We start from the raw sequence: 22,961 nt of genomic DNA on the forward strand, positions 1-22,961 counted from the left end.
CAGCGCGGCCGCCCGGCGCACTTCTGCACAGCCCCGTTTTCGCCGGGTGACAGCCACGGCATCCCGTGGTCGGATGCTGTCATGTCGTTGTCCTCGCACCCTCCGCCGTCGCCCACTGGCTCCCTGACCGGCTCGCTGACTGTTCCCGCGATCCCACAGCGGCCCGAGCGCGCTCCGTTCCCGCTGATCGCCAGCGTCGCCCCGGTCGTCGCGGCCTGCGCCATCTGGCTGCTCACCGGCTCGCCGTTCGTGTTGCTGTTCGCCGCGCTCGGCCCCGTCGTGGCGGTGGCCGGCATGCTCGACGGGCGACGGCACAACCGCAAGACGGTGCGCCGCGCGAGCGCCCGGTTCAGCCGCCAGCTGGCCGCGCTGGGCGAGCAGTTGGAGCTGAGGCACGCGGAGGAGCGGCGGGTGGCCGGGCAGCTCACGCCGTCGGCGCTCGACATCGCCGCGGGCGGAGAGGATGCCGGCCGGTGGCAGGGTAGCGAGCCCGGCCTGGTCAGTGTGGGCAGGGGACCGACACCAAGCGCCGTGCGCCTGGATGCCGGGGCGCTCGACCGGGACCCCGGCGACCTGGATCCGGCAGGCTGGGCCGCGCTGAGCGCGGTGCGCGAACTCTGCGACCGCGCGGAGACCGTGCAGAACGCCCCGGTGCCGATACCGCTCTCTGGCGGGCTCGGCGTCATCGGGCCGGCCGCCCTCGCTCGGCCGGTGGTCAGGGGCCTGCTGCTGCAGTTCCTGCGCACCGCACACCCAGGCTCCGTGGCGTTGCGGCTGCCGCTCGGCGAGGAGTGGGCCTGGGCCGGCGCTCTGCAGCGCAGCGCCCCGGATGCTCCCGGCAGCGTCAGGCTGCTGCTCGTGGACAGGGCCGACGTATTGCCGCAACCGGCCACGGCCGCCGACAAGTCAGCCGGTGCGCCCGCAATCGCTCCGGTCGAGAATGGACAGGTCAACGACGGCCCCGCCGAGGACAACCCAGCCGGCGCGGGGGAGCCCCTGCTGGCCGTGGCCGGTTCCCTCGAGGCGCTGCCGCCGGGCTGCCAGAGCATCCTCCGGGTGGAGTCGGCCCGGTCGGCGCTGCTGCTGCGGGCACGCGGCGGGGTGGTCTCCGTGCAGCTCGTGCCGGAACTGCTCGGTCGGCAGCAGGCCGCCGTGGTGGCCGCCCGGCTCGCCGAGGCGGCCCAGACGGCGGGGCTGGTGCGCACGACGGGCCGGCTGCCGCAGCTCGTGCGCCTGCACACTCTGGAACGCTTCGGGTGGCACGGGGCCGGCCTCAGCTGTGTTCTCGGGGTCTCGCAGCACGGCCCGATCGAGCTCGATCTTGTCGCCAACGGCCCGCACGCCCTGATCGGCGGAACCACGGGAAGTGGCAAGAGCGAGTTGCTGGTGAGCTGGGTGCTCTCGCTGGCCGCGGCCTATCCGCCGGACGAGCTGGCGGTGCTTCTCGTCGATTTCAAGGGCGGCTCCGCGTTCGGCGAGCTCGCCCGGCTGCCGCACTGCGTCGGCCTGCTCACCGACCTCGACGAGGCGGAGGCAGCCAGGGCTCTCGCCAGCCTGCAGGCGGAGCTCCGCCACCGGGAGCGCACCCTGCGGGCCGTGCGCGCCCGCGAGATCGACGACCCGGCCGTGCGGGGGCAACTGCCGCGGCTGGTGATCGTCGTCGACGAGTTCGCGGCGATGCTGGGCAGCGCACCCGAACTGCACGCCGTGTTCGTCGACATCGCCGCGCGCGGTCGATCTCTCGGCATGCACCTCATCCTGTGCACGCAGCGCCCCGCCGGGGTTGTGCGCGACGCTCTGCTGGCCAACTGCACGCTGCGTGTCTCGCTCCGCGTGAACAACCGGGAGGACAGCAGGGCCACCATCGGCACGGATGCGGCCGCGCTGCTGCCACCCGCCAAACCGGGCCGGGCCATCGTCGCGGCCGGCGACGGGCGCCTGATCGAGTTCCAGTCGGCGATCAGCAGGTCGGAAGAGCTGGAGCGGGCGGGCGGCCTCGTTCCGGGCGCCGAGGAGTTGGCCGCCGCCGGTGTGCGGCGGCCCTGGTTGCCCCCACTGCCGGAACGCTTGAGCCTCGCCGAGGTGGCCGGGCTCCTGCTCGATCCGGAGCGAGAACCGGACAGCGGGGCAGTGCTCGCGGCGGGGCAGTCGGCCGTGCACTCCTTCACGCTCGGCATCGTCGATGAGCCCGCGTTGCAGCGCCGCCGCCGCGCGCGCTGGACACCCGCCGAGGACGGTCCGCTGCTCATTCTGGGGGCCGCGCGCAGTGGCCGCAGCGCCGTGCTCGGGGCGCTCGGCGCGCAGGCGCCGGCCGGCGGGTGGGCCGTGCAGCGCTGCGGGGCGGAGGACCCGGAGGGGTACTGGGACGCCCTCGTGGGGGCCGCGGCGCCGCAGCCGGGCTCCACGCCACGGCCGGGCGCCCCGTTCGTGGGGTCGGGGCGGCGACTGCTGCTGTTCGACGACTGGGATGCGGTGCTCGCCCGTTGGCCCGTCGAGTATCAGGCCGAGGCGAGTGAGCTCCTCGGCATTGCGCTGCGGGATGGCCAGCGCACCGGTTGCGCCATCGTGCTCGCCGCCCGCGGCGTCTCCGGCGCCGTGCAGACCCACCGGGCCCTGTTCGACGCGACGCTGTTGCTGCGGCAGGCCGAGAAGGGCGAGCACCTGCGCGCCGGCGGCCTCGCCGCCACCTGGCGGCAGAGCGCGCCGGCCGGGCGTGGGGAGTGGCGGGGGCTCGAAGTGCAGTGTGCCAGGGCGGGCGAGTCGACCGTGGGCCTGTCGGCCGCGGACTCTCCGGCGCATGACCCCGTGCTTCAGCTGGAGGACGGGGTGCTGCTCGTGCTTTCGGGAGCGCCGGCGCGGGCGCTGTCCGCGTTGCAGGAGGGTGCGGCATCCGCCGGTTACCCGTCCGGCAGCGTCGTGGAACTCCGGGAGCTGGACCTGCTGACCGCTGGGCCGCCCGACGGGGTGCGCGTGATCGTGGGCGACCCCGACGGGTGGCAAGCCCGCTGGGGCCTGTTCTCCGAGCTGCGCCCACGGTCACGCTTGCTGCTGCACGAGTGCCGGCTCTCGGAGTTCCGCACGCTCGCTCGGCTGCGCGAACTGCCGCCGCTGCTCACCCCGGCCGGCGGCAACGCCCGGGGCATCTTGATCGAGGCCGACGGCCGGCCGCAGCGTGTGCGGATCGGCTGAGGCGTGCGCACCGTGGCCGTGCCGAGAGCGCGCCGCGCCTGCTCCGCGTCTGCGCCGCACCTGCCGCCGTGCGCGGCTCAGGCCAGGACGTCAGCCATGTCGCGCACCGGCAGCGCATGCGCGGCGGCCACCGCAGCGTTGGTCAGCTGGCCGTCGTGCGTGTTGAGGCCGCGGGCCAGCGCCGGGTCGGCCTGCATGGCGGCGTGCCAGCCGGAGTTCGCGACGGCGCGCACGTAGGGCAGGGTCGCGTTCGTCAGGGCGTAGGTCGAGGTGGTGGGCACGGCGCCAGGCATGTTTGCCACGCAATAGAAGATCGAGCCGTGCACCATGAACGTCGGGTCGGCGTGCGTGGTCGGCCGACTGTCGGCGAAGCAGCCGCCCTGGTCGATGGCGATGTCCACGAGCACGCTGCCCGGCCGCATCCGAGACACGAGCTCGTTACTGACCAGCTTGGGCGCTTTCGCTCCGGGGATGAGGACTGATCCGATGACCAGGTCGCTGGCGATGACGGCACGCTCCACCTCGAGGGTGCTGGAGGCGATGGTCGTGATGCGACCACCGTAGAGCGCGTCCAGCTCACGCAGCCGGAACAGGTTCGTGTCGAGCACCGACACGTCGGCGCCCATGCCGACCGCGAGCTGCAGAGCGCTGCTGCCCGCGACGCCGCCGCCGAGCACGGTCACCGTCGCCGCCCGGGTGCCGGGCACGCCGGGCACGAGCAGTCCGGGGCCGCCGGCGGGCTTCAGCATGGCGTTGGCGCCGACGATGGGCGCCAGGCGCCCGGCCACCTCGCTCATCGGGGCGAGCAGCGGCAGTGCCCGGTTGGCCAGCTGCACCGTCTCGTAGGCGATCGCGGTGACGCCGGCATCCAGCAGCGCTTGTGTGAGGGCGGCCTCCGCGGCCAGGTGCAGGTAGGTGAACAGCACGAGTCCGGGCCGGAAGAAGACGTACTCGCTGGCGACCGGCTCCTTCACCTTGAGCACAAGCTCGCCCGTCGCCCAGGTCTCTGCGGCGTCGGGGAGGATCTGTGCCCCGGCTGCCCGATAGTCGGCATCTGAGATTCCTGAGCCGAGGCCTGCATCCGTCTGCACGAAAACCTCGTGGCCGTTGCTGACCAGGTCGTGCACGCAGCTGGGGGTGATCGCCACCCGGAACTCGTTGTTCTTGACCTCGCGGGGGACTGAAATTCTCATGCCGCTCCTTGTACCGCGGACATCGTCGTCCGGCACAAGGAGCCTACTCCGCTGCGGCTAGATGGTCACTCGGATGCGGCCGACAATGCCGTCGCCGCCGGAGAGCAGCAGCCCAAGCTCGGGCGTGAGCGCCTCAACGGCCGAGCCGTCCAACGCCCCGGCATCGACCAGCAGGCGCAGCGCGACCGCGCTGGCCGCACGCAGGCTGCCGTCGAGGATCTTCAGTGTGACGGTGGTGCCGTTCGGGGCGACCATGACCATGATCCCCTCCGCGCCGAACTTGGAGAAGACACCGAGCCGGTCGATGGCGACCGTGTCGGGCTGCCCGGGGCCGGCGACGACCCAGCCGTTCTCCCGCACGGCCTCGGCGAGCACGCCAGCCTCGCGGAAGATCGCGAACGGTGATGCAGGGGTGGAGGTGCCGATGCGGTGGACGCCGCGGGCCAGCGCCGTGAGCGAGATCGCGTGCACGGGCGTGCCGCAGCCGTCGATGCCGCTGGCGACGGGGCGCTCGCCGGTGAACCGCTCGATCACGTCGAGCACGCGCTTCTGCAGCGGGTGCTCCGGGTCGAGGTAGCTCTCCAACGGCCAGTCGTTTGCGACGCAGGCCAGCAGCATGGCGGCGTGCTTGCCGGAGCAGGTCATCTGGATGCGCTGCTTGCCTGCGCCGGAGCGCACCGCGGCATCGCGGGCCTCCGCATCCTGCGGGTAGGAGGGCGGGCAGCCGAGCGCGCTCTCCGGGATGCCCTCCCTGGCGAGCAGCCCGCGCACCAGTTCGACGTGCCGGGCGGTGCCGGAGTGGCTCGCGGTCGCGATCGCGGCGTCCTCGCCGCGCAGGGTGACGCCGCTGGTCATCGCGGCGATCGCCTGGAACGGCTTCAGCGTCGAGCGCGGGAACACGGGCGCGGCCGGGTCGCCGAGGCTGCGCAGCACGGTGCCGTCCGGGGCCAGCACAATGGCAGAGCCGGCATGCCGAGACTCGACGAAGCCGCTGCGCTCCACGACGGCGAGCTCGACGGCATCCGTGTACCGGAACGTCTCGGTCATGGCCTACGCCGCCAGCTCGGAGCGGGTGCCGGACACGGGCGCGGGGGAGGCGAGAACGTCAGTCATGATGGTGTCAAGCCTATCGCGCGGCCCCGCGCAGACCGAGGAGCTCAGATGCCGCAGGAACACAACTACGCCGTGCACGTTCAGTGGCAGGGCAATCGTGGCACCGGCACGAGTTCCTACCGGGACTACGGCCGGCAGCACGCGGTGAGCGCGACGGGAAAACACTCGATCGAGGGTTCTGCCGACCGCACGTTCCACGGCGACAGGGACCGCTGGAACCCGGAGGAGATGCTGCTGGCGGCGCTCAGCCAGTGCCACATGCTCTCCTACCTGCACGTCGCGGTGCGGCACGGTGTCGTCGTGCTCGACTACCGCGACGACGCCGTCGGCAGCATGCAGACGGATGCCGCTGGCGGCGGCCAATTCACCTCCGCAACGCTCCGGCCGCGCGTGCTCGTGGCGGATGCCGCGCACATCGAGCTCGCGAACTCACTGCACGCCGAGGCGTCCCAGCTGTGCTTCATCGCCAACTCGGTCAACTTCCCGGTCGGGCACGAGCCGATCACCACGGCGGCCACCCCGGCCTGACGGCAGCGCGGCCAGACGGCGCCGCCCGGTGCCACGCCGCCCCCAACGAGCCAGCGTGAGAGCTCAGGCCGCTCCCGCTGGGTGAGCTTGTCGAAAACTCGCGCGGGGCTCGGCTACTTCGCGGTGAAAGCGGCGGGCAGCGGGGCGAGCGGCCAGCGCGGAACGCCGCAACCGTGGCCGCCGACCAGGTTGGCGCAGGCGCCGAAGAACGCCGGGAACGGCACGGTCTGCGGATCGCCGAACCACTTCGAGTAGAGCAACCAGAAGTTGAGGTTGCCGTGGGTGGAGCAGGCGTCACCTTCTCCGGCAAGGTCGCCGGTCGCGGCCGCGTTCGGCTGGTACGGCGTGTAGTTGTAGAGGTTCGCGGTGGCCTGGTTCTCGATGCGCACGGAGGAGGAGCCGCAGGCGGCATCCGGGTGGAAGCCCACCTCGACGGTGCCGATCTTGTACTGGCGGTCCGGCTGCTCGGTGTACTGCCGCATCTGCCAGGCCGCGTTGTAGACCTGGTTGAAGAAACCGAAGTACTCGGTGTCGCAGTCGGCGGTGTCTGGGCAGCCGTAGCCCATCGCCCGCGTGTAGCCGTGCTCGCTCGGTCGGGTGAGCAGCGACTGCTCCTTCTGCAGCAACACCAGGAGCGTGCGGGGGCTGATGCCGCACGCCGTGGCGACCTTGGCGATGATCCGGCTCGCCGGCTCGGAGCGGGCCCCTGCATAGGCGGAACAGTGCTGGCCGCCCTCGGCCGGCTGCGAGGTGGTGTTCTGCCGGTAATCGGCCAGACAGGCCACGCCGTCCTGGGGGATGCACTCCTGCTGCTCGAGGAAGAGCTGGATCTCGGCCTCGGTCATCGAGCCGCTGTCGTAGAAGTTCGCGTCGCTGATGATGAAACCGGGGTCGAAATCGCCGTACACGGTCGGCACGAAGCTCTCGGCCATGGCCGAGACGGGCGGAACGATGCCGGCGCCGATCGCCGGGGCAGCCGCGGGTTGCGCGGCAAGGGCCTGGGCGGTGATCGTGCCCGTTCCGCCCAGCACGAGTGTGGTCAACAGCGCGATCAGCAGCACGCCGATGCGTGGCATCCGGCGCCCAGACGATGCGGGGTGGCGGGGGTGTCGGCGAGAAGTCATCGGGCTCGACCCTAACCGCTAGGTCTCCGGATCGGCTGAGTTGCGGCGGGCGTGCCTAGATTCGCTCGCGCGGGAACACCTTGTCGGCGATGCGGTGCAGGGTGCCCGACGGCGGCGCCTCGTTGTAGCTGCCCGCGAGTTCCTGACCGGTGAGCGCGTGGATGGCGGCCATGATCTCGTCGGTGGCCTGGCGGCGCGCCTTGCCCGAGGTGGCTGGGCCGTAGTGCGAGACATCGATGGGCTCGCCGAACTTGACCGTGACCTTGCGCACGCGGGGCATCGTGGTGCCGACCGGCTGGATCTCCTGGGTGCCGATCAGGCCGACGGGCACGACGGTGGCGCCGGTGGTCAGCGCCAACCAGGCGATGCCGGTGCGGCCGCGGTAGAGCCGGCCGTCGAGGGAGCGGGTGCCCTCAGGGTAGAGGGCGAAGGCGTTGCCGCCATCGAGGATGCGCTTGCCCTGGTCGAGGGCGTCCTGCGCGGCCTGGCCCGCGCCGCGCTCGACGCCGACGGCCCCGATCGCGGTGAAGAAGTTGCGCGACACCCAGCCCTTGAAGCCCGTGCCGGTGAAGTAGGTCGACTTGGCCAGGAACTGCACGGGGCGCGGCGCCGAGATCGGGATCACGATGCTGTCGATGAAAGACAGGTGGTTGCTGGCGAGGATGACGGGCCCTGTCTTGGGAACGTTCTCGCGGCCGGTGATGGTCGGGCGGAACACCGTCTTGGCCACCCCGGAGATGAGCGTACGACCGAGGTAGTAGACGGCACCGGGCTTCTTTGTCGGGGCTTCGTTGCCCTCGTCTTCGGTGTTGCCTGTGGGTGCTTCGGCTGCTTCGGTCACTCGATGACAGTACGCGTATTTATATGCCGCTGTCGGCATTCATTTTGGAGCTTCTCCACAGTGCGGCCGGTTCTGCCCATGTCGGCCGCCCGCATCGTAGGCTGAGGGAGTGCGCAAGGTGATCATTCTCGGTTCGACAGGTTCCATCGGAACGCAGGCCCTCGACGTCATTCGGGCAAACCCCGACCGTTTCGAGGTGGTCGGGCTCGCGGCCGGCCGCAATGCCGAGATGCTGGCGGCGCAGGCCGAGGAGTTCTTCGTCGACGACACGGCGCTGGGCGCGGTGGATGCCGAGGAACTCGTGCGCGGCATCGAGGCCGACGTCGTGCTGAACGGAATCACCGGCTCGGTCGGCCTCGGCCCGACGCTGGCCGCGCTGGAGACCGGGCGCACGCTGGCGTTGGCCAACAAGGAGTCGCTCATCGTCGGCGGCGAGCTGGTGACGGGCATTGCCGCGCCTGGCCAGATCGTGCCCGTCGACTCTGAGCACTCGGCCATCGCCCAGGCGTTGCGCTCCGGCTCGGCATCCGAGGTGCGCCGGCTCGTCGTCACGGCATCCGGTGGCCCCTTTCGCGGCCGCAGCAGGGAATCCCTGGCCGGCGTGACGCCCGCAGAGGCGCTCGCCCACCCGACCTGGGACATGGGGCTCGTCGTGACGACGAACTCGGCGACCCTCGTCAACAAGGGCCTCGAGGTGATCGAGGCGCACCTGCTCTTCGACGTGCCCTACGAGCGCATCGACGTCGTCGTGCACCCGCAGTCGATCGTGCACTCCATGGTGGAGTTCGTCGACGGCTCCACGATCGCCCAAGCCTCCCCGCCCGACATGAAACTGCCGATCTCGCTCGGGCTGGACTGGCCGAACCGGGTCGGCGGCGTCGGCCGGCCGCTGGACTGGACGACCGCGCAGAACTGGACGTTCGAGCCGTTGGACGACGCCGTATTCCCCGCCGTCGCCCTGGCCAAGCACGTGGGCCGCGCCGGCTCGAGCTACCCGGCCGTCTTCAACGCGGCCAACGAGCAGGCTGTGCACGCCTTCCACGCCGGCGCGATCGGCTTCACCGACATCGTCGACACGGTGCGGCGGGTCGTCGACGCGCACGAGACGGACGGCACGCTCACCCGGGAGTCGCTGGCCGAGGCCGAGCGCTGGGCCCGCGCGAGCGCGGACAAGCTCATCGCCGCGCACTAGCAGCCCCCGTTCGCGGCCCACGCTCCGTTGAGGGATGCCGGGGTTAGCGGTAGGAGTCGGCCGTCGTGGTCAGGGCCGCCAGCCACGGCGTCGCGGTCACCCCGAGCAGGCGCTCCGTCTCGGTGGAATCGATGACGAACGGCATCCGGAACTGGTAGCTGGATGCCTCGACCTCCCGCATCATCGGGTTCACCGCCGCGAGGGCGCGCAGCTGCCAGTGCGGGTACCCCGCAACACGGCCGTGGCCGCCGTAGTGGGCGTTCAGCTGCTCCATGATCGTCGTGCGGGGGCGGGCGGCGCCGCTCGGTACATGCCAAGCGCGCCCCCAGACACCGTCGTGATCGGCGGCCGCGATGAGCGTTGACACGATGTCGGGCAGGTAGCTCCAACTGTGCGGGAGCGCCGGGTCGCCGACGACCATGGCCTTCTTCGAGTGCAGGGCCGCGTGGAAGAAGTTCTCACCGAGATGCGCGGTGCCGGTGGAGCCCGGCCCGAAGTAGTCGCTGGCGCGCACCTCCACGGCCCGGATGTCGCCGCGCTTGTGCGCGGCAAGTGCCGCATGCCAACCAGCCAGGCGCACGAGCCCTTTCGTCTCGGTGCTGAGCTCCGGCGACTGCTCCGTCATCGGACCCTCCGGCGGCCCGTAGCCGTAGAGGTTGCTCATGATCACGAGGCCGGCGCCGCTCTGCGCAGCCGCCTCGATCGCCGCGGCGAAGACGGGCGGCCAGTCCGTCGGCCAGTGCGTGTACGGCGGGTTCGTGCAGAGGAAGATCGTCTCCGCGCCGGCCGCCGCATCCGCGAACGCCTCGGCGTCCGCCGCGTCGAGGGCGAGGGCATGCGCCCCCGGCACCTCGGTGCCGCTGCGGGTGGCGACGACGACCTCGTCGCCACGTGCCACGAGGCTGCGCGCGAGGCCGCCTCCGATGAGACCTGCTCCGACGACCAACTGACGCGACATCGAGATCCCTCCCTGCCGTCGGGCGGCGGCAGGGACATCAAAGCACAGTGGGCCGCCGGGCACAGCCCCCGTCCGCGAATTGGAGTGGGGGAGCCACAGCGCCCGATCAGCCCAAGATCAGCGGGCTCGCAGCGAGGGCGGGCTACGCTGTCGACGTGGATTCCGTGCTTCTCTTCGTTCTAGGCGTCGTCATTCTGGCGATCGGCCTCGCCGTGTCGATCGCGCTGCACGAGGTCGGGCACCTGGTGCCAGCCAAACTCTTCGGCGTCAAGGTCACCCAGTACATGATCGGGTTCGGGCCCACGATCTGGTCCAAGCGCAAGGGCGAGACCGAGTACGGCGTCAAGGCGATCCCGTTCGGCGGCTACATCTCGATGATCGGCATGTTCCCGCCGGCCAAGGCCGGCGGAGAAGCGCGCAGCGCCAACACGGGCTTCCTCAGCAGCATGGCCACCGACGCCCGCTCCGCCAGTGCCGAGACGATCGGGGAGGGCGAGGAGCACCGCGCCTTCTACCTGCTTCCCGTCTGGAAGCGCATCATCATCATGTTCGGCGGCCCGTTCATGAACCTGCTCATCGCCGTCGTGCTGTTCGCCATCCTGCTGATGGGCTTCGGTACGGCCCAGGCCAGCACCACGATCGGCAGCGTCTCCGCCTGCGTGCAGACAGCGGGATCGACCAGCCAGGAGTGTGCCCCGAGCGACCCGGCCGCGCCGGGCGCCGAGGCCGGCATCCTGCCCGGCGACCGCCTCGTCAGCATCGACGGCACCCCGGTCACCAGCTGGCAGGAGTCCACCGACACGATCCGCGCCTCGGCGGGCAGGGGGCTCGTCGTCGTGGTCGAGCGCGCCGGCGTCGAGAAGACTCTCACCCTCACCCCGCTGCTCACCGAGCGCCCCGTGTTCGACGCGGCCGGCAAGGCCGTGACGGATGCCGCAGGCAAGCCGGTCACCACTGATGTGGGCTTCGCCGGAATCGGACCGGCCAGCGAGCTTGTGCCGCAGCCGGCGACGGCCGTGCTGCCCGCGGTCGGCGACAACGTCGCCGGGGTCGCGAAGATCATCGTCAACCTGCCGCAGCGCATGGTGGACGTCGCGCAGGCGGCGTTCGGCACGGAGGCGCGCGACCCGAACGGCCCGATCAGCGTCGTCGGCGTCGGCCGGGTGGCCGGAGAGATCGCCGCGCTGGACTCCATCACCGTCGAGAGCAAGGTGGCCAGCCTGCTTGGCCTGCTCGGCTCACTGAACATCGCGTTGTTCGTGTTCAACCTGGTGCCGCTGATGCCTCTGGACGGCGGGCACATCGCCGGCGCGCTCTGGGAGGCAATCCGGCGCGGCTTCGCGAAGCTGTTCCGCAAGCCAGACCCGGGCCCCGTCGACACGGCCAGGCTGATGCCGCTCACCATGGCCGTCGTGATCATCCTCGGCGGCATGAGCGTGCTGCTCGTCTACGCCGACATCGTGAAGCCGATCAACCTCTTCGGATAACGGCAGCCAGGCAAACCGCCGCGGCGAAAGCCCCCACGCTGGCTCGAGGGCGCAGCCGAGCAACGAGGCCGCGACCGTAGCCGAGCGCGCGGCGCGATCGAGTCACGCCGGGTGCGGACGCGTGTGGCCGCTGAGTCGCTCGGGGCTTCGGTCGCTGGCGCTCCCTCAAGCCAGCGGGAGAGAGCAACACCCTCAAGCCAGCGGGAGAGAGCAATACCCGCCAGCAGGGGAGCGGGCGACGCCGCCAGGGGGTCGCGGGCTAGCGGCGGCGGATGCCCTTCAGCACGGCGGCCATCACCAGCATCACGCCGCCGAGCGCGGCGAACTCGGCGCCGGTGCGCGGCAGCTGCACGAGGCCCGTGGCGTGTGAGATGGTGACCGGCTCGACGAAGCGCAGCAGGCCCTCACGGCCGTTGCGCCGCCCGACGCCGGACTGCTTGACGCCGCCCATCGGGGCATCGATCGAGCTGAAGCTGGCCCGGTAGCCCTCGTTCACGTTGACACTTCCGGCGTCGATCGCCCGCGCCAGGCGGAGCCCGCGCGCCGTCGAGCCGCTGAACACCGAGGCGTTCAGACCGTATTCGCTCGCGTTGGCGGCCAAGATGGCCTCCTCCTCGCTGTCCACGATGGTGACCGACACGACGGGGCCGAACGTCTCGCCCGCGAAGCAGGCCATCTCGCCGGTCACGCCGGTGAGCACGGTCGGCTCGAAGAACAGCGGGCCGAGCTCGGGGCGGGCGTTGCCGCCGGCGATGACCGTTGCGCCCTTGGCCACGGCATCCGCCACATGCTCCTGCACCCGCAGTAGCTGGGCCGGCGTGGTGAGCGAGCCGACGTCGCTGCCGAAGTCGTAGTTGGCGCCTTGCACGAGGCTGCCGACGCGGGCGGCGAGGGCGGCGATGAAGGGCTCGGCCACGCCGCGCTCGACGTAGATCCGCTCGATCGAGACACAGAGCTGGCCCATCGACGAGAAGCAAGCGTATGCGGCATCCGCTGCCGCCTTCTCGGGGTCGACGTCGTCCAACACGATCAGCGGGTTCTTGCCGCCCAGCTCGAGCGAGGCGCCGACCAGGCGCCGGCCGGCCTTCTCGGCCACCCCGCGGCCGGTCGCCGTGGAACCGGTGAAGCAGATGTAGTCGGCCCGGTCGGTGACCGCGCCGCCGATCTCGGCGCCGTCGCCGGCGACGACGGCCCAGAGCGCGCGCGGCACTCCAGCGTCGATGAAGGCCTGACGGAGGGCGAGCACGCTGAGGGCGCCCTGGTCGTCGGCCTTCTGCACGACGCCGCAGCCGGCGGCGAGGGCGGGCACGACGTCCATGGCGGCGAGGCTGAGCGGGTAGTTCCAGGGCGTGATGACGCCGGCAATGCCCTTGGGCTTGTAGGCGACGCGGGTGGCGACGACGGTGGGGATGCCGCCGCGGCGGCGCCCTCCGCGCAACGTCGGCCGTGCGGCGAGGGCGTTGTAGCGGGTGACGCTGAGTGTCTGGAACAGCTCCTCGAACGCCTGGCCGCGGGTCTTGCCCGTCTCGGCCTGCAGCACGTCGAGCAGCATCTCGCGGCGCTCCAGCAGGTTGTCGTGGGCCTGCAGCAGCACGGCGCGGCGGTGCGCGAAACCGGCCCTGGCCCAGGCGAGTTGCGCCATCCGGGCCCGGGCGAAGGAATCAGCAACGTCGGAGGGGGTGCTGTGCGGCAGCTCGTGCAGCGGCTCGCCGGTGAACGGCGCGTGCACGACGCGGGTGGTGCCGGAGGTGGCGACCAGGTCGCGGTCGAGTTCGGCGATGAACGTCGGGTGCAGCGGAGAGGCAGACATGAGCGCCATTCTAGGTCAGCGACCGCAGAATTAGGTCAGTTGACCCAGTTCTGGTTTGCGGCTCGATACACTGCCGGGATGACCGCAACGGAGCGTGCACTCTCTCGTAAGACAATCGTCGGCTATGCCCTGGGATCCCTCGGCACCGGCGGCTTCGCCACCTTGCCCGGGCTCGTCCTGGTGTTCTACCTGACCGACACCCTCGGCGTGACCGCCCTGCTGGCCGGGGCGCTGGTGACGGTGGCCAAGATCTGGGACGTGCTGATCGACCCGGTCATCGGTGCCCGGAGCGACCGGGCGCTGGCCCGCCACGGCTCCCGGCGCGGTTTCATGCGGGCTGGCGCCCTGCTGCTGCCCGTGTTCTTCGTGCTCACGTTCGCCGTGCCGGCCGGGCTGGAGCCCGCGGCATCCGGCCTCTGGGTGCTCGTCGCGTTCGTGCTCACGGCCACGGCGTTCAGCCTCTTCCAGGTGCCCTACATCGCGCTGCCGGCCGAGCTCGCCGACGGCTACGACCAGCGCACCCGGCTGCTCACCTGGCGGGTCGTGGTGCTGACCGCCGCGATTCTGCTGTTCGGCGCCGGCGGCCCGATGCTGCGCCGTCTGGGCGGCGAGAACGAGTACCTCGGCTACCTGATCATGGCCGTCGTCGCCGGCGTGGTGATCGGGGGCGGGATGCTGCTGGCCTCCCGCGTCGCGCCGCGGGGCGTCGGGGCGCCCGCGGCCGCTTCAGGCGAGCACTCCGGCGTCGGCATCCGCGAGCACTACAGGGCGGGGCTGGCCGTGCTGCGTCGCTCGCAGCCGTTCCGCGCCCTGCTGCTCACGTTCATGCTGCAGGGGCTCGCGACCGGCGTCATGCTGGCCGGCGCCAACTACGTCGCCGTCTGGGTGCTGCACTCGGAGGCCGCACTCGAACTGTTGTTCGTTGCGCTGATCGCCCCTGCGCTGTTCTGCGCACCGCTCTGGGGTGTGATCGCCCGGCGCGTGGGCAAGGAACGCGGCTTCGTGCTGGCCAGCGTGCTGTTCGGCGTGGCCGCGCTCTCGCTCACCGCGATGCTGTGGGCACCGGGGGCGTGGGTGTACCTGCCCGTCGCCCTTGCCGGCGCCGGCTATGCGGGCATGCAGTCGCTGCCGATGGCGATGCTGCCCGACGTCATCTCGCACGACGCCGCCGAGCACGGTGACGGCCAGGCCGGCACCTTCAGTGGCGTCTGGACGGCGGGCGAGACCACCGGCATGGCCCTCGGCGCCACCGCGCTGACCCTGATGCTCGCCGCCACCGGCTACATCGAGAGCGTCGGTGCGACGGCCGTCGCGCAGAGCGACGCCGCGGTGATGGGTATCGTGCTGAGCTTCAGCGCCCTGCCTGCCGCCCTCATCGCGGTCAGCCTGCTGAGCCTGCGGCGCTACACCCTCCGCAAATCCGACATCGACAGGAAGGTGCTCGTGTGAGCGCGCGATTCGAACAGAACCCGGCAGACGTGCTGGCCCGGCTGGGCACGCTCCGGCAGGGCGACGCCCCGACCCACGGCGGCCGGGTGCTCTCTTACGTCTACGACTCCGGCCTGGCCGAGCTGGACGACCTCGCCGCGTCCGCGATCCGCGCCGTGCAGCCGGTGAACGCCCTGGACCCGACCACCTTCACCTCCGTCGCGGTGATGGAGCGCGAGGTCATCGGCTTCGCCCGCGAGGTGTTCCACGGCGACGAGCAGGTGGTGGGTACCGTCACGAGCGGAGGCACCGAGAGCTGCCTGCTGGCCGTCAAGACGGCACGCGAGCTGTGGCGGGTGGATGCCGCGCGCCGCGCGCGTGCGGGCGGGGTCGAGCCGGGCACACGCGTTCCCCGCATCCTCGCACCCAGCACCGTGCACGCCGCCTTCCACAAAGCGGCCGACTACTTCGGGCTGCGGCTCGAGCTGGTTCCGGTGGACCCGGCATCCGGCCTGCCCCGCGCCGAGGACTTCGCCGCGCTGTTGGCGGATGCCGACGATGTGGCGCTCGTCGTGCTGAGCGCACCCGCCTATCCGCACGGGGTCATTGACCCGATCAGGGAAGTGTCGGCCCTGGCGGCGGCGGCGGGCGTCAGCTGCCATGTGGATGCCTGCTTCGGCGGTTTCGTGCTGCCCTGGTGGCCGGGCCTGGACGCGGCCGGCTGGGACTTGCAGCTGCCCGGCGTCACCAGTCTCTCCGCCGACCTGCACAAGTACGGCTACGCGCCGAAGGGTGCCTCCGTGCTGCTGCAGCGCGGCCGCGACCGGCAGCGCCAGCAGTACTTCGCGACCACCGGCTGGCCCGGCTACCCGGTGGTGAACTCGACCCTGCTCGGCTCGAAGTCGGCGGCGGCGCTCGCCGCCGCGTGGGCGATCACGCAGAGCCTCGGCACGAGCGGCTTCGCCGAGCTGACCGCGAGCTGCGCGCGGGCGACGGCGGCCCTGACAGCCACGATCAACGGCATCGAGGGCCTCCGGGTTGTCGGGAAGCCCACCGGTCCGGCGATCGCTGTCGCCGTGGACGACTCCGTCGAGCCGGAGCGCCGCGTCGACCCGCACCACTGGGCCGATCAGGCGCGCGCACATGGCTGGCAGCTGCAGTTGCAGCCGGGCTTCACGCACAGCGACGGCAGCCGGCTGCCCGCCACGGCGCACCTGACGGTCACGCCGGTGACGGAATCCCGGCTGCCCGAGCTGACTGCCGCCCTCGTGGCGGCCGCGGACGAGGTGCGCGGCGTTCCCGCCGTCGACGTCACGCCGCTGCTCGCCTCGCTCGGCGGGGCGTTCGGCGGAGCGCTGCCCCCGGAACTCGACGCGGATGCCGCCTACGGGCTGCTGCAGGCGATCGGGCTGGCCCCGGATGCCGGAGCAGCCGGCACGGGCTCCGCGGCCCTGCCCGAGCGGCTCGCGCCGTTCCTCGCGCTGGTCGAGGCGCTGCCGCCGGCCGTGGCCGAGCCGCTGCTCACCGAGCTGATCGCCCGCCTGGTCGAGCCGGCCTAGCCGGCATCGCCCGCGCCGGGCGCGTGCGCACTCGCTGTGCGCGCCCGGTAGACGGCAGGTACACCGTGGCTCTAGCGCTGGCGAGCACGCGCTGCCATGATCGCTCCATGGCCACTCTCGTCAATGTAGACAATTTCGCCCTCGCCGAGACCCACCGCATGATGCGGGACCTCCAAGCCAATGCCGGAGGCGTCAACAGCTTCCAGCACAATCGCGAGCCAGCCGCGATCGACAACCAGACCGTGATCCGACTGAACCGCGACACGCTGTACAGCTTCGCGGTCGTCAACGTCAGCGCCGGCGCCACCCTGAGCATCCCGGAGCACGGCGAGCGGTACCTCTCCGCCATGGTCGTCAATGAGCACCACTACGTCGACGCGATCTTCCACGACGCCGGCCGCTACGAGCTCACCCAGGAGCAGTTCGGCACGCCGTACGTCGTGGTGGCGGTGCGCATCCTGGTCGACCCCGCCGACCCGGCGGATGTCGTGGCGGTCGCGGCACTGCAGGACCAGCTCGAGTTGGCTGCCACCGCGACGGCGCCCTTCGAGATGCCCGACTACGACACGACCAGCCTCGACGAGACGCGCACCGCGCTGCTCTCCCTGGCGCGCAATCTGAGCGACTTCGACCGCACGTTCGGCTCGAAGGAGGAGGTCGACCCCGTCCGCCACCTCATCGGAACCGCGGCCGGCTGGGGCGGGCTTCCCTCCGCTGAGGCGAGCTACATCGGCGTCGACCCGCGTCTGCCGGTGGGCGAGTATGAGTTGACGGTCGGCCAGGTGCCCGTCGACGGCTTCTGGTCCATCTCCGTTTACAACGCCGGCGGCTACTTCGAGCCGAACGAGCAGGGCGCGTACACGATCAACAACATCACCGGCGTGCCGAACGACGACGGCACCATCACGGTCCGCTTCGGCGACACCTCTCCCGGCGCGGTGAACGCGCTGCCGCTCACGGACGGCTGGAATTACCTGGTGAGGATGTACCGGCCGCGCGCGGAGATCCTCGACGGCGAGTGGGGTTTCCCGACGCTCAGCAGCCAGCACTGAAGATCGGGACCAGGGCGCCGTGGGTCCCTCTGCGGCCAAACGACGCCCTGGTCCGGGAAGTGTGAGCCAAGAGGCCGCAGGCTAGGCGAAGCTGAGCGGCAGCGGCCGACCGGCCAGGCCGCGGCCCGTGCTGGCGAGGGCATCCGCGACGCCCAAGATGGCTGCGGCGGCCGCGTCATCCGGGTCGCTCAGCACGATCGGCGAGCCGATGTCGCCGCCCTCGCGCAGCGGGATGCTGAGTGGGATGCGGGCCAACAGCGGCACGTCGAGCCGGCTGGCCACCTCGTCGCCACCGCCGGAGCCGAAGACTTCGAGCACCGTGCCGTCGGCCTGGGCCAGCCCGGCCATGTTCTCGATCACGCCGAATACGCTTTGCCCGGTCTGTCGGGCGACGACGCCGCTGCGCTCTGCCACGTCGGCGGCCGCCGGCTGCGGGGTGGTGACGACGAGCACCTCCGCGTGCGGTAACAGCTGGCCGATCGAGATGGCGACATCGCCGGTGCCGGGCGGCAGGTCCAGCAGAAGCACGTCGAGGTCGCCGAAGTAGACATCGGTCAGGAACTGGTTGATGGTGCGGTGCAGCATCGGGCCGCGCCAGGCGACGGCGGCAGAGGCATCGTCGAGGAACATGCCGATCGAGATCACCTTGACGCCGAACGCGACCGGCGGCAGGATCATCTCGCCGACGCGGGTCGGCTTCGTCCCCGTGAGCCCCAGCAGCCCGGGGATCGAGAAACCGTGCACGTCGGCGTCGAGCAGCCCGACGCGCAGCCCCCGCGCCGCGAGGGCGACGGCGAGGTTCGCGGTCAGCGTCGACTTGCCGACGCCGCCCTTGCCGCTCGTGACGGCGATGACCCGGGTGAGGGAGTCGGGCGTGAACGGCATGGCGCGCTTGCCCGTTCCCTGCAGCTTCGAGGTGAGTGCCTTGCGCTCCTCGACGCTCATGACGCTCATCCGCAGCTCGGCGTTGCCGGGGCCGACGACGCCCTCCAGGGCGGTGCGGGCGTCATCTTCGATGCGACGGGCGGCCGGGCAGCCGACGATCGTCAGCTTGATGACGGCGTGCGCGTGCCCGGCGTCGTCGAGCGAGACCTCGCCGACCATGTCGAGCTCGGTGATGGGGCGGCGGATCTCGGGGTCTATGACGCGGGCGAGCGCCTGCAGCAGAAGGTCCGTGTTGGCGGCCCCGGTGTTGCCGGCATTAGGGCTTGCCGACACTCGGGGCCCCGTTCTCGTACTCGGCCTTCGCCGCCGCCGACTCCCGCTCGTCCAACTGCTCAAGCAGGCTGCGCAGCTCGGCGCGGATGAAGTCCTTCGACGCCATGTCGGAGATGGACAGGCGCAGTGCCACCACCTCGCGGGCAAGGTACTCTGTGTCGGCGAGGTTGCGCTCCGCACGCTGGCGGTCCTGCTCGATCTGCACGCGGTCGCGGTCGTCTTGGCGGTTCTGCGCGAGCAGGATCATCGGGGCGGCGTAGGAGGCCTGCAGCGAGAGGATCAGGGTGAGCGCGGTGAAGCCGATCGCCGCGGAGTCGAAACGCCACTCCTCCGGGCCCCACGTGTTGAAACCGAGCCAGGCGACGCAGAACAGCGACAGCCCGAGCAGGAAGCCCGGCGTGCCCATGCCGCGGGCGATCGCCTCGGTGAACCGGCCGAAACGGTCGCGGCTGGCGGCTTTGTCGCGTGCCGAGATAGCGGGCCCGCGCAGCCCGCGCGGTGTGTCGAGGCGGATGTCGCTCTTGTTAGCTCGTGCCATTGCCGGTCCTCCGCCCCGCGGTCTCATCCCGGATCAGCGGGATGCTGCCGGTCTCCTGTTGCGCGCGAGCCGCAGCACGCGCGGCGATATCGTCATCGTCGTCGGGATGACTTCGCCAGTCGGCTGGCAGAAGATAGTCGAGAACATCGTCAATTGTCACCACCCCGACAAGTCGGTGGTGCTCGTCGACGACGGGAACAGAGACCAGGTCGTAGCTGGCCAGGATGCGGCTGACTTCGGCCGCTGAGGTGTTCGCCGTCACCGGCTCCAGACCCTGGTCGAGCAGGGTGCCGAGGCGCTCGTGCGGCGGGTAGCGCAGCATCCGCTGGAAGTGCACCATGCCGAGGAAGCGGCCGGTCGGCGGCTCGTAAGGCGGCAGGGTGACGCAGATCGCGGCGCCGAGCGCCGGCGCGAGGTCGTGCCGGCGGATCAGCGCCAGGCCCTCTGCGACGGTGGCGTCGGCGGAGACGATGATGGGCTCCGGCGTCATCAGGCCGCCGGCGGTGTCTGGGGCGTAGGAGAGCAGGAAGCGCACGTCGTCTGCTTCCTCCGGCTCCATCAGATCGAGCAGCTGCTCGCCGCGCCCCTCCGGCAGCTGCGCGATGAGGTCGGCCGCGTCATCCGGCTGCATGTGGTCGAGCACGTCGGCAGCACGGGCATCGCCGAGGCTGGCGAGGATGCCGATCTGCTCGACCTCCGGCATCTCCTCGAGCACGTCGGCGAGGCGGTCGTCGGAGAGCTCCCCGGCAACCTCGAACATGCGCTCGGTGGGCAGGTCGAGCAACGTCGAGGCCAGGTCGGCCGGGTTCAGCTCGGAGAAGGTGGCGATGAGGTGCTCGGCGGACTGCGCCTCACCGGCGGTGACTGTCTCGCGCACGTCTGACCAGTTCGCGAAGACCGTCTGGCCCTTGGCGAAGGGGGAGGGGCTCGTCTTGGGGCGGCGCACGAAGAGCTGGCTGATCGCCCACTCGCTCTGGTCCTGGCCCTGCTCCTCGATGGCGACGTCCTCGATGGTCGCCTCGCCGGAGCCGTCGACGAAGCTCACCTTGCGGCCGAGCATCTCGGCGATCACGCGCACTTCGCCGCCGCGCTGCTCGAAGCGACGCACGTTGATGAGCCCGTCGGTGATGATCTGGCCGCTGCCGATGCTGGTCACGCGGCCGATCGACATGAAGACGCGGCGCCGACCGGGGATTTCCACGATCAGGCCGACAACACGGGGCGGGTCCGATTTGCGGTAGACAACCAGAACGTCGCGCACCTTGCCCACGCGGTCGCCCGCGGGGTCGAAGACGGTGCACCCTGCCAGACGGGCGACGAAGACTCTGTTGGCACTCACCCTTCAAATCTAGGCCACTCACACCGTTTTCAGGCCCACATGGGAGAATGGCTGCATGAGTGCCCAGAACCCCTACGCCGCCCGCAATGCCGGTCGATTCCCGGCTTTGCCCCAGGGAGAGGCTGTGGAGAGCTACGCCAGCTACGCCGACGCGCAGCGCGCCGTCGACGTCCTCGCGCGCGCCGACTTCCCGGTGAAGCAGCTGGCGATCATCGGCAACGACCTGAAGAGCGTCGAACTGGTGACGGGCAAAATGAGCTACGGCCGCGCGGCGCTCGGCGGCGCGGCATCCGGCGCCTGGCTCGGAATCTTCCTCGGCTTGATCCTGTTCATCTTCGCGCCGAGCGGGGCGAGCATGCCCCTGATCTTCGCGGCGCTGCTGATCGGTGCCGGGTTCGGCATGCTGTTTGGCATCGTCAGCTACTCGGTCAAGCGCAAGCGCCGCGACTTCAGCTCGGTGATGCAGCTGATCGCCGTCAGCTACACGGTGCAGGCTCCGAGCGAGCTGGTGCACAAGGCACGCAACGTGTTGCGCGGCGAGACGGTGCCTGCGGCGGCGGATGCCGCTGATCAGACGCCTCCGGCCCCGCCCGCGCCGCCAGCACCGCCCGCCGCCTAGGACGGCGCTGCCAACAACCGCTGAGCACGGAGCACGATCAGCGCGCCTGGTCATGGGCGCACAGTAGTGGGCGCCTGGGCGCCTGCGTGGGTTACTCGGTTTCGACAGGCTCAACCAGCGGGGCGTGCTCGACCAGTGGGGCGCGCTCGACCGGCGGGGCGCGCTCGACCGGCGGGGCGTGCTCAACCAGCGGGGCGTGCTCAACCAGCGGGGCGCGCTCGACCGGCGGGTGCATGCTCGACCAGCGGTTGGGCTGAGTGCTGCCCTCTTCGGCATCCGGCCTCCGCGCCAAAGAATTCAGCAGGTACGGACCAGTTGTAACAGTTATGTTACCGATCTCGTCACTTCCTTGACACTGTGCACTGAACAGTGGGAGTCTCCTCAACACAACTGGTATAGACCACTTTGGAGGAAGAATGCTGAAGAGACGCATCAGCGCAATCGGAGCAGTATTCGTGTCGGCAGCGTTGCTGGCCGGATGCTCGGCCGCCGGCGCGGGAGCCGGCGAAGACGGAGACGGAAAGGGCACCATCAAGATGGTGTCCTGGCCCGGCCCGGAGGGCGACGCGATGAGCAAGGTCGTCGACGCCTACAACGCAGGCCAGGGCAAGAAGGACGGTGTCACGGTCGACATGGTCCTGCTCTCCCGCCAGGACACCTTCTCGAAGGAGACGGCGCTGATGGCGTCGAAGTCCAGCGACATGGACATCTACTGGACCGCGTCGTACAACGTGGGCCAGTACTCGCCCTCACTGGAGCCGCTGGACGGCATCGACACCTCGAACTACTTCCAGGTTGCCGTGGACGGGCTCAGCTACGAGGGCTCGCTGTACGCGCTTCCGCTCGATGTGAGCAACCACTTCCTGCTCTACCGCACCGACCTCATCGAGCACCTCCTCACCGACGAGACCGCACGGGCCGACTACGCGAGGATCAGCGCCGCCGTGCTGGGTGAGGCCCGCGAGCCGAAGGACCCGAACGAGTGGGACCTCGAGGACTACAAGGCGATGGCCGCGTACTTCTCCGAGGCTGAGAACCCCGCGTCCCCGACCGAGTACGGCACCATCCTGCAGGCCAAGAACCTGCTGTACAACACGATGATCTGGGATGACGTGCTCTGGGGCTACGGCGGAGGCTGGGCCGAGGATGGCACCGCCACCCTCGACACTGAGGCCGCAACCAAGGCCGTCGAACTGTACGCCGACATCTACACGAACAAGTGGACATCGCCGGACAGCGCTCAGGCAGAGTTCCCCGAGACCCAGGCTGCCCTGCAGTCCGGCAGCGTCGCATTCGCCCTGCAGTGGTCGGCGGCCTTCGCGTCGCTGAACGACCCCGCGCAGTCGCCGGATGTCGCGGGCAAGATCGGCATCGCGAACGTTCCGGGCGGCAAGTCGCACGTGCACGCGCTCTCTGTCTCGCTGAACAAGTACAGCAAGAACAAGGCTGCGGCCACGACCTGGCTGGACTACCTGGCCACCCCCGAGGCCATGACCCTCTACGCCGAGGCCGGCGGAATCCCCGCCATGCCCGCAGTGCTCGAAGCCAACACCGACATCAACCCTGCGTTCGCCCAGGTCTCCAGCACCATCGCAAGCGGCTACTCGGTTCCCGTGTTCCCGCAGACGTTCCAGGCCTACAGCAAGATCGCTGAAGACCTGAGCGGCGCATGGGTCGGCCAGACCCCGGCCGCCGAGGCGCTCGCCACGGCCAACGCCAACCTGCAGGAACTGCTCGACCAGTAGTCACGCCGCTTCACCTCTGCCGGGCGCG

At 70.7% G+C, this 22,961-nt stretch carries 19 protein-coding genes; 9 read left to right on the forward strand and 10 right to left on the reverse strand.

Annotation, left to right across the window (positions count from 1 at the left end; genetic code table 11):
* Positions 1 to 81: 81 nt before the first annotated feature.
* Complete coding sequence (locus tag AWU67_RS02860) at positions 82 to 3,189, forward strand: FtsK/SpoIIIE domain-containing protein (protein WP_067226522.1); 3,108 nt, start codon at positions 82 to 84, stop codon at positions 3,187 to 3,189.
* A 77-nt stretch (positions 3,190 to 3,266) separates the two neighbouring features.
* Here the strand turns inward: AWU67_RS02860 and ald are convergent, their stop codons facing one another.
* Together ald and AWU67_RS02870 are read right to left on the reverse strand one after the other, a co-directional pair.
* Complete coding sequence (ald, locus tag AWU67_RS02865; protein WP_067226525.1) at positions 3,267 to 4,382, reverse strand: alanine dehydrogenase; 1,116 nt, start codon at positions 4,380 to 4,382, stop codon at positions 3,267 to 3,269.
* A gap of 57 nt (positions 4,383 to 4,439) precedes the next feature.
* Positions 4,440 to 5,429 (reverse strand): asparaginase, encoded by a 990-nt coding sequence (locus tag AWU67_RS02870; RefSeq protein ID WP_067226527.1) that lies wholly within the window; start codon positions 5,427 to 5,429, stop codon positions 4,440 to 4,442.
* A gap of 114 nt (positions 5,430 to 5,543) precedes the next feature.
* Between AWU67_RS02870 and AWU67_RS02875 the strand changes: the two genes are divergently transcribed.
* Positions 5,544 to 6,023, forward strand: a complete 480-nt coding sequence (locus tag AWU67_RS02875) for an OsmC family protein (RefSeq protein WP_067226528.1) — start codon at positions 5,544 to 5,546, stop codon at positions 6,021 to 6,023.
* A 113-nt stretch (positions 6,024 to 6,136) separates the two neighbouring features.
* On the opposite strand, the gene AWU67_RS02880 is transcribed toward AWU67_RS02875, so the two are convergent.
* Positions 6,137 to 7,147 carry a hypothetical protein gene (locus tag AWU67_RS02880; RefSeq protein ID WP_129586613.1) on the reverse strand — a complete coding sequence of 337 codons (1,011 nt, stop codon included), beginning with the start codon at positions 7,145 to 7,147 and terminating at the stop codon, positions 6,137 to 6,139.
* Between the two features lie 55 nt (positions 7,148 to 7,202).
* Positions 7,203 to 7,988, reverse strand: a complete 786-nt coding sequence (locus AWU67_RS02885) for a lysophospholipid acyltransferase family protein (RefSeq protein ID WP_067226534.1) — start codon at positions 7,986 to 7,988, stop codon at positions 7,203 to 7,205.
* A gap of 109 nt (positions 7,989 to 8,097) precedes the next feature.
* Between AWU67_RS02885 and dxr the strand changes: the two genes are divergently transcribed.
* The gene (dxr, locus tag AWU67_RS02890; RefSeq protein WP_067226538.1) at positions 8,098 to 9,180 is read left to right on the forward strand and encodes a 1-deoxy-D-xylulose-5-phosphate reductoisomerase; all 1,083 of its coding nucleotides are present in this window, start codon (positions 8,098 to 8,100) and stop codon (positions 9,178 to 9,180) included.
* 43 nt (positions 9,181 to 9,223) lie between these two features.
* Here the strand turns inward: dxr and AWU67_RS02895 are convergent, their stop codons facing one another.
* Positions 9,224 to 10,138 (reverse strand): NAD-dependent epimerase/dehydratase family protein, encoded by a 915-nt coding sequence (locus AWU67_RS02895; protein ID WP_067226542.1) that lies wholly within the window; start codon positions 10,136 to 10,138, stop codon positions 9,224 to 9,226.
* A 155-nt stretch (positions 10,139 to 10,293) separates the two neighbouring features.
* Between AWU67_RS02895 and AWU67_RS02900 the strand changes: the two genes are divergently transcribed.
* Positions 10,294 to 11,625 carry a M50 family metallopeptidase gene (locus tag AWU67_RS02900; protein ID WP_129586614.1) on the forward strand — a complete coding sequence of 444 codons (1,332 nt, stop codon included), beginning with the start codon at positions 10,294 to 10,296 and terminating at the stop codon, positions 11,623 to 11,625.
* Between the two features lie 259 nt (positions 11,626 to 11,884).
* Here the strand turns inward: AWU67_RS02900 and AWU67_RS02905 are convergent, their stop codons facing one another.
* Positions 11,885 to 13,435 (reverse strand): succinic semialdehyde dehydrogenase, encoded by a 1,551-nt coding sequence (locus AWU67_RS02905; protein WP_067226545.1) that lies wholly within the window; start codon positions 13,433 to 13,435, stop codon positions 11,885 to 11,887.
* Between the two features lie 78 nt (positions 13,436 to 13,513).
* On the opposite strand from AWU67_RS02905, the gene AWU67_RS02910 reads away from it, so the two are divergent.
* From AWU67_RS02910 to AWU67_RS02920, 3 genes are all read left to right on the forward strand, one after another.
* The gene (locus tag AWU67_RS02910; RefSeq protein ID WP_067226549.1) at positions 13,514 to 14,884 is read left to right on the forward strand and encodes an MFS transporter; all 1,371 of its coding nucleotides are present in this window, start codon (positions 13,514 to 13,516) and stop codon (positions 14,882 to 14,884) included.
* The gene (locus AWU67_RS02915; RefSeq protein ID WP_067226552.1) at positions 14,881 to 16,422 is read left to right on the forward strand and encodes a pyridoxal phosphate-dependent decarboxylase family protein; all 1,542 of its coding nucleotides are present in this window, start codon (positions 14,881 to 14,883) and stop codon (positions 16,420 to 16,422) included. The genes AWU67_RS02910 and AWU67_RS02915 overlap by 4 nt, the downstream gene beginning before the upstream one ends.
* A 107-nt stretch (positions 16,423 to 16,529) precedes the next feature.
* Positions 16,530 to 17,474, forward strand: a complete 945-nt coding sequence (locus AWU67_RS02920) for a DUF1214 domain-containing protein (RefSeq protein WP_067226555.1) — start codon at positions 16,530 to 16,532, stop codon at positions 17,472 to 17,474.
* Positions 17,475 to 17,555: 81 nt separating this feature from the next.
* Here AWU67_RS02920 and AWU67_RS02925 read toward each other — a convergent pair whose 3' ends face one another.
* Genes AWU67_RS02925 through AWU67_RS02935 form a run of 3 tightly spaced genes read right to left on the reverse strand, consistent with a single transcriptional unit; the run spans position 17,556 to position 20,569 of the window.
* The gene (locus AWU67_RS02925) at positions 17,556 to 18,692 is read right to left on the reverse strand and encodes an Mrp/NBP35 family ATP-binding protein (RefSeq protein WP_067226558.1); all 1,137 of its coding nucleotides are present in this window, start codon (positions 18,690 to 18,692) and stop codon (positions 17,556 to 17,558) included.
* A complete protein-coding gene (locus AWU67_RS02930) occupies positions 18,676 to 19,230 on the reverse strand; it encodes a DUF1003 domain-containing protein (protein WP_067226562.1) in 555 nt (184 codons plus the stop codon). Before AWU67_RS02930 ends, AWU67_RS02925 begins: the two co-directional genes overlap by 17 nt.
* Positions 19,217 to 20,569, reverse strand: coding sequence for a magnesium transporter MgtE N-terminal domain-containing protein (locus AWU67_RS02935; RefSeq protein ID WP_067226564.1), 1,353 nt, complete (start codon positions 20,567 to 20,569; stop codon positions 19,217 to 19,219). Before AWU67_RS02935 ends, AWU67_RS02930 begins: the two co-directional genes overlap by 14 nt.
* 55 nt (positions 20,570 to 20,624) lie before the next feature.
* Here AWU67_RS02935 and AWU67_RS02940 point away from each other — a divergent pair, with 55 nt between their 5' ends.
* Positions 20,625 to 21,188 carry a general stress protein gene (locus tag AWU67_RS02940; protein ID WP_067226566.1) on the forward strand — a complete coding sequence of 188 codons (564 nt, stop codon included), beginning with the start codon at positions 20,625 to 20,627 and terminating at the stop codon, positions 21,186 to 21,188.
* Between the two features lie 91 nt (positions 21,189 to 21,279).
* Here the strand turns inward: AWU67_RS02940 and AWU67_RS17275 are convergent, their stop codons facing one another.
* Complete coding sequence (locus AWU67_RS17275) at positions 21,280 to 21,423, reverse strand: hypothetical protein (RefSeq protein ID WP_160329710.1); 144 nt, start codon at positions 21,421 to 21,423, stop codon at positions 21,280 to 21,282.
* Positions 21,424 to 21,604: 181 nt separating this feature from the next.
* Here AWU67_RS17275 and AWU67_RS02945 point away from each other — a divergent pair, with 181 nt between their 5' ends.
* A complete protein-coding gene (locus tag AWU67_RS02945) occupies positions 21,605 to 22,933 on the forward strand; it encodes an ABC transporter substrate-binding protein (protein WP_067226569.1) in 1,329 nt (442 codons plus the stop codon).
* Positions 22,934 to 22,961: the final 28 nt, after the last annotated feature.

Source organism: Microterricola viridarii (assembly GCF_001542775.1).
In the GTDB taxonomy this organism is placed as follows: domain Bacteria; phylum Actinomycetota; class Actinomycetes; order Actinomycetales; family Microbacteriaceae; genus Microterricola; species Microterricola viridarii_A.

Excerpts from the sequence above, each read along its gene's own strand:
- AWU67_RS02860 (WP_067226522.1), top strand. The coding sequence starts at position 82 with ATGTCGTTGTCCTCGCACCCTCCGCCGTCGCCCACTGGCTCCCTGACC.
- ald (WP_067226525.1), bottom strand. The coding sequence starts at position 4,382 with ATGAGAATTTCAGTCCCCCGCGAGGTCAAGAACAACGAGTTCCGGGTG.
- AWU67_RS02870 (WP_067226527.1), bottom strand. The coding sequence starts at position 5,429 with ATGACCGAGACGTTCCGGTACACGGATGCCGTCGAGCTCGCCGTCGTG.
- AWU67_RS02875 (WP_067226528.1), top strand. The coding sequence starts at position 5,544 with ATGCCGCAGGAACACAACTACGCCGTGCACGTTCAGTGGCAGGGCAAT.
- AWU67_RS02880 (WP_129586613.1), bottom strand. The coding sequence starts at position 7,147 with ATGACTTCTCGCCGACACCCCCGCCACCCCGCATCGTCTGGGCGCCGG.
- AWU67_RS02895 (WP_067226542.1), bottom strand. The coding sequence starts at position 10,138 with ATGTCGCGTCAGTTGGTCGTCGGAGCAGGTCTCATCGGAGGCGGCCTC.
- AWU67_RS02905 (WP_067226545.1), bottom strand. The coding sequence starts at position 13,435 with ATGTCTGCCTCTCCGCTGCACCCGACGTTCATCGCCGAACTCGACCGC.
- AWU67_RS02910 (WP_067226549.1), top strand. The coding sequence starts at position 13,514 with ATGACCGCAACGGAGCGTGCACTCTCTCGTAAGACAATCGTCGGCTAT.
- AWU67_RS02920 (WP_067226555.1), top strand. The coding sequence starts at position 16,530 with ATGGCCACTCTCGTCAATGTAGACAATTTCGCCCTCGCCGAGACCCAC.
- AWU67_RS02930 (WP_067226562.1), bottom strand. The coding sequence starts at position 19,230 with ATGGCACGAGCTAACAAGAGCGACATCCGCCTCGACACACCGCGCGGG.
- AWU67_RS02940 (WP_067226566.1), top strand. The coding sequence starts at position 20,625 with ATGAGTGCCCAGAACCCCTACGCCGCCCGCAATGCCGGTCGATTCCCG.
- AWU67_RS17275 (WP_160329710.1), bottom strand. The coding sequence starts at position 21,423 with ATGCACCCGCCGGTCGAGCGCGCCCCGCTGGTTGAGCACGCCCCGCTG.
- AWU67_RS02945 (WP_067226569.1), top strand. The coding sequence starts at position 21,605 with ATGCTGAAGAGACGCATCAGCGCAATCGGAGCAGTATTCGTGTCGGCA.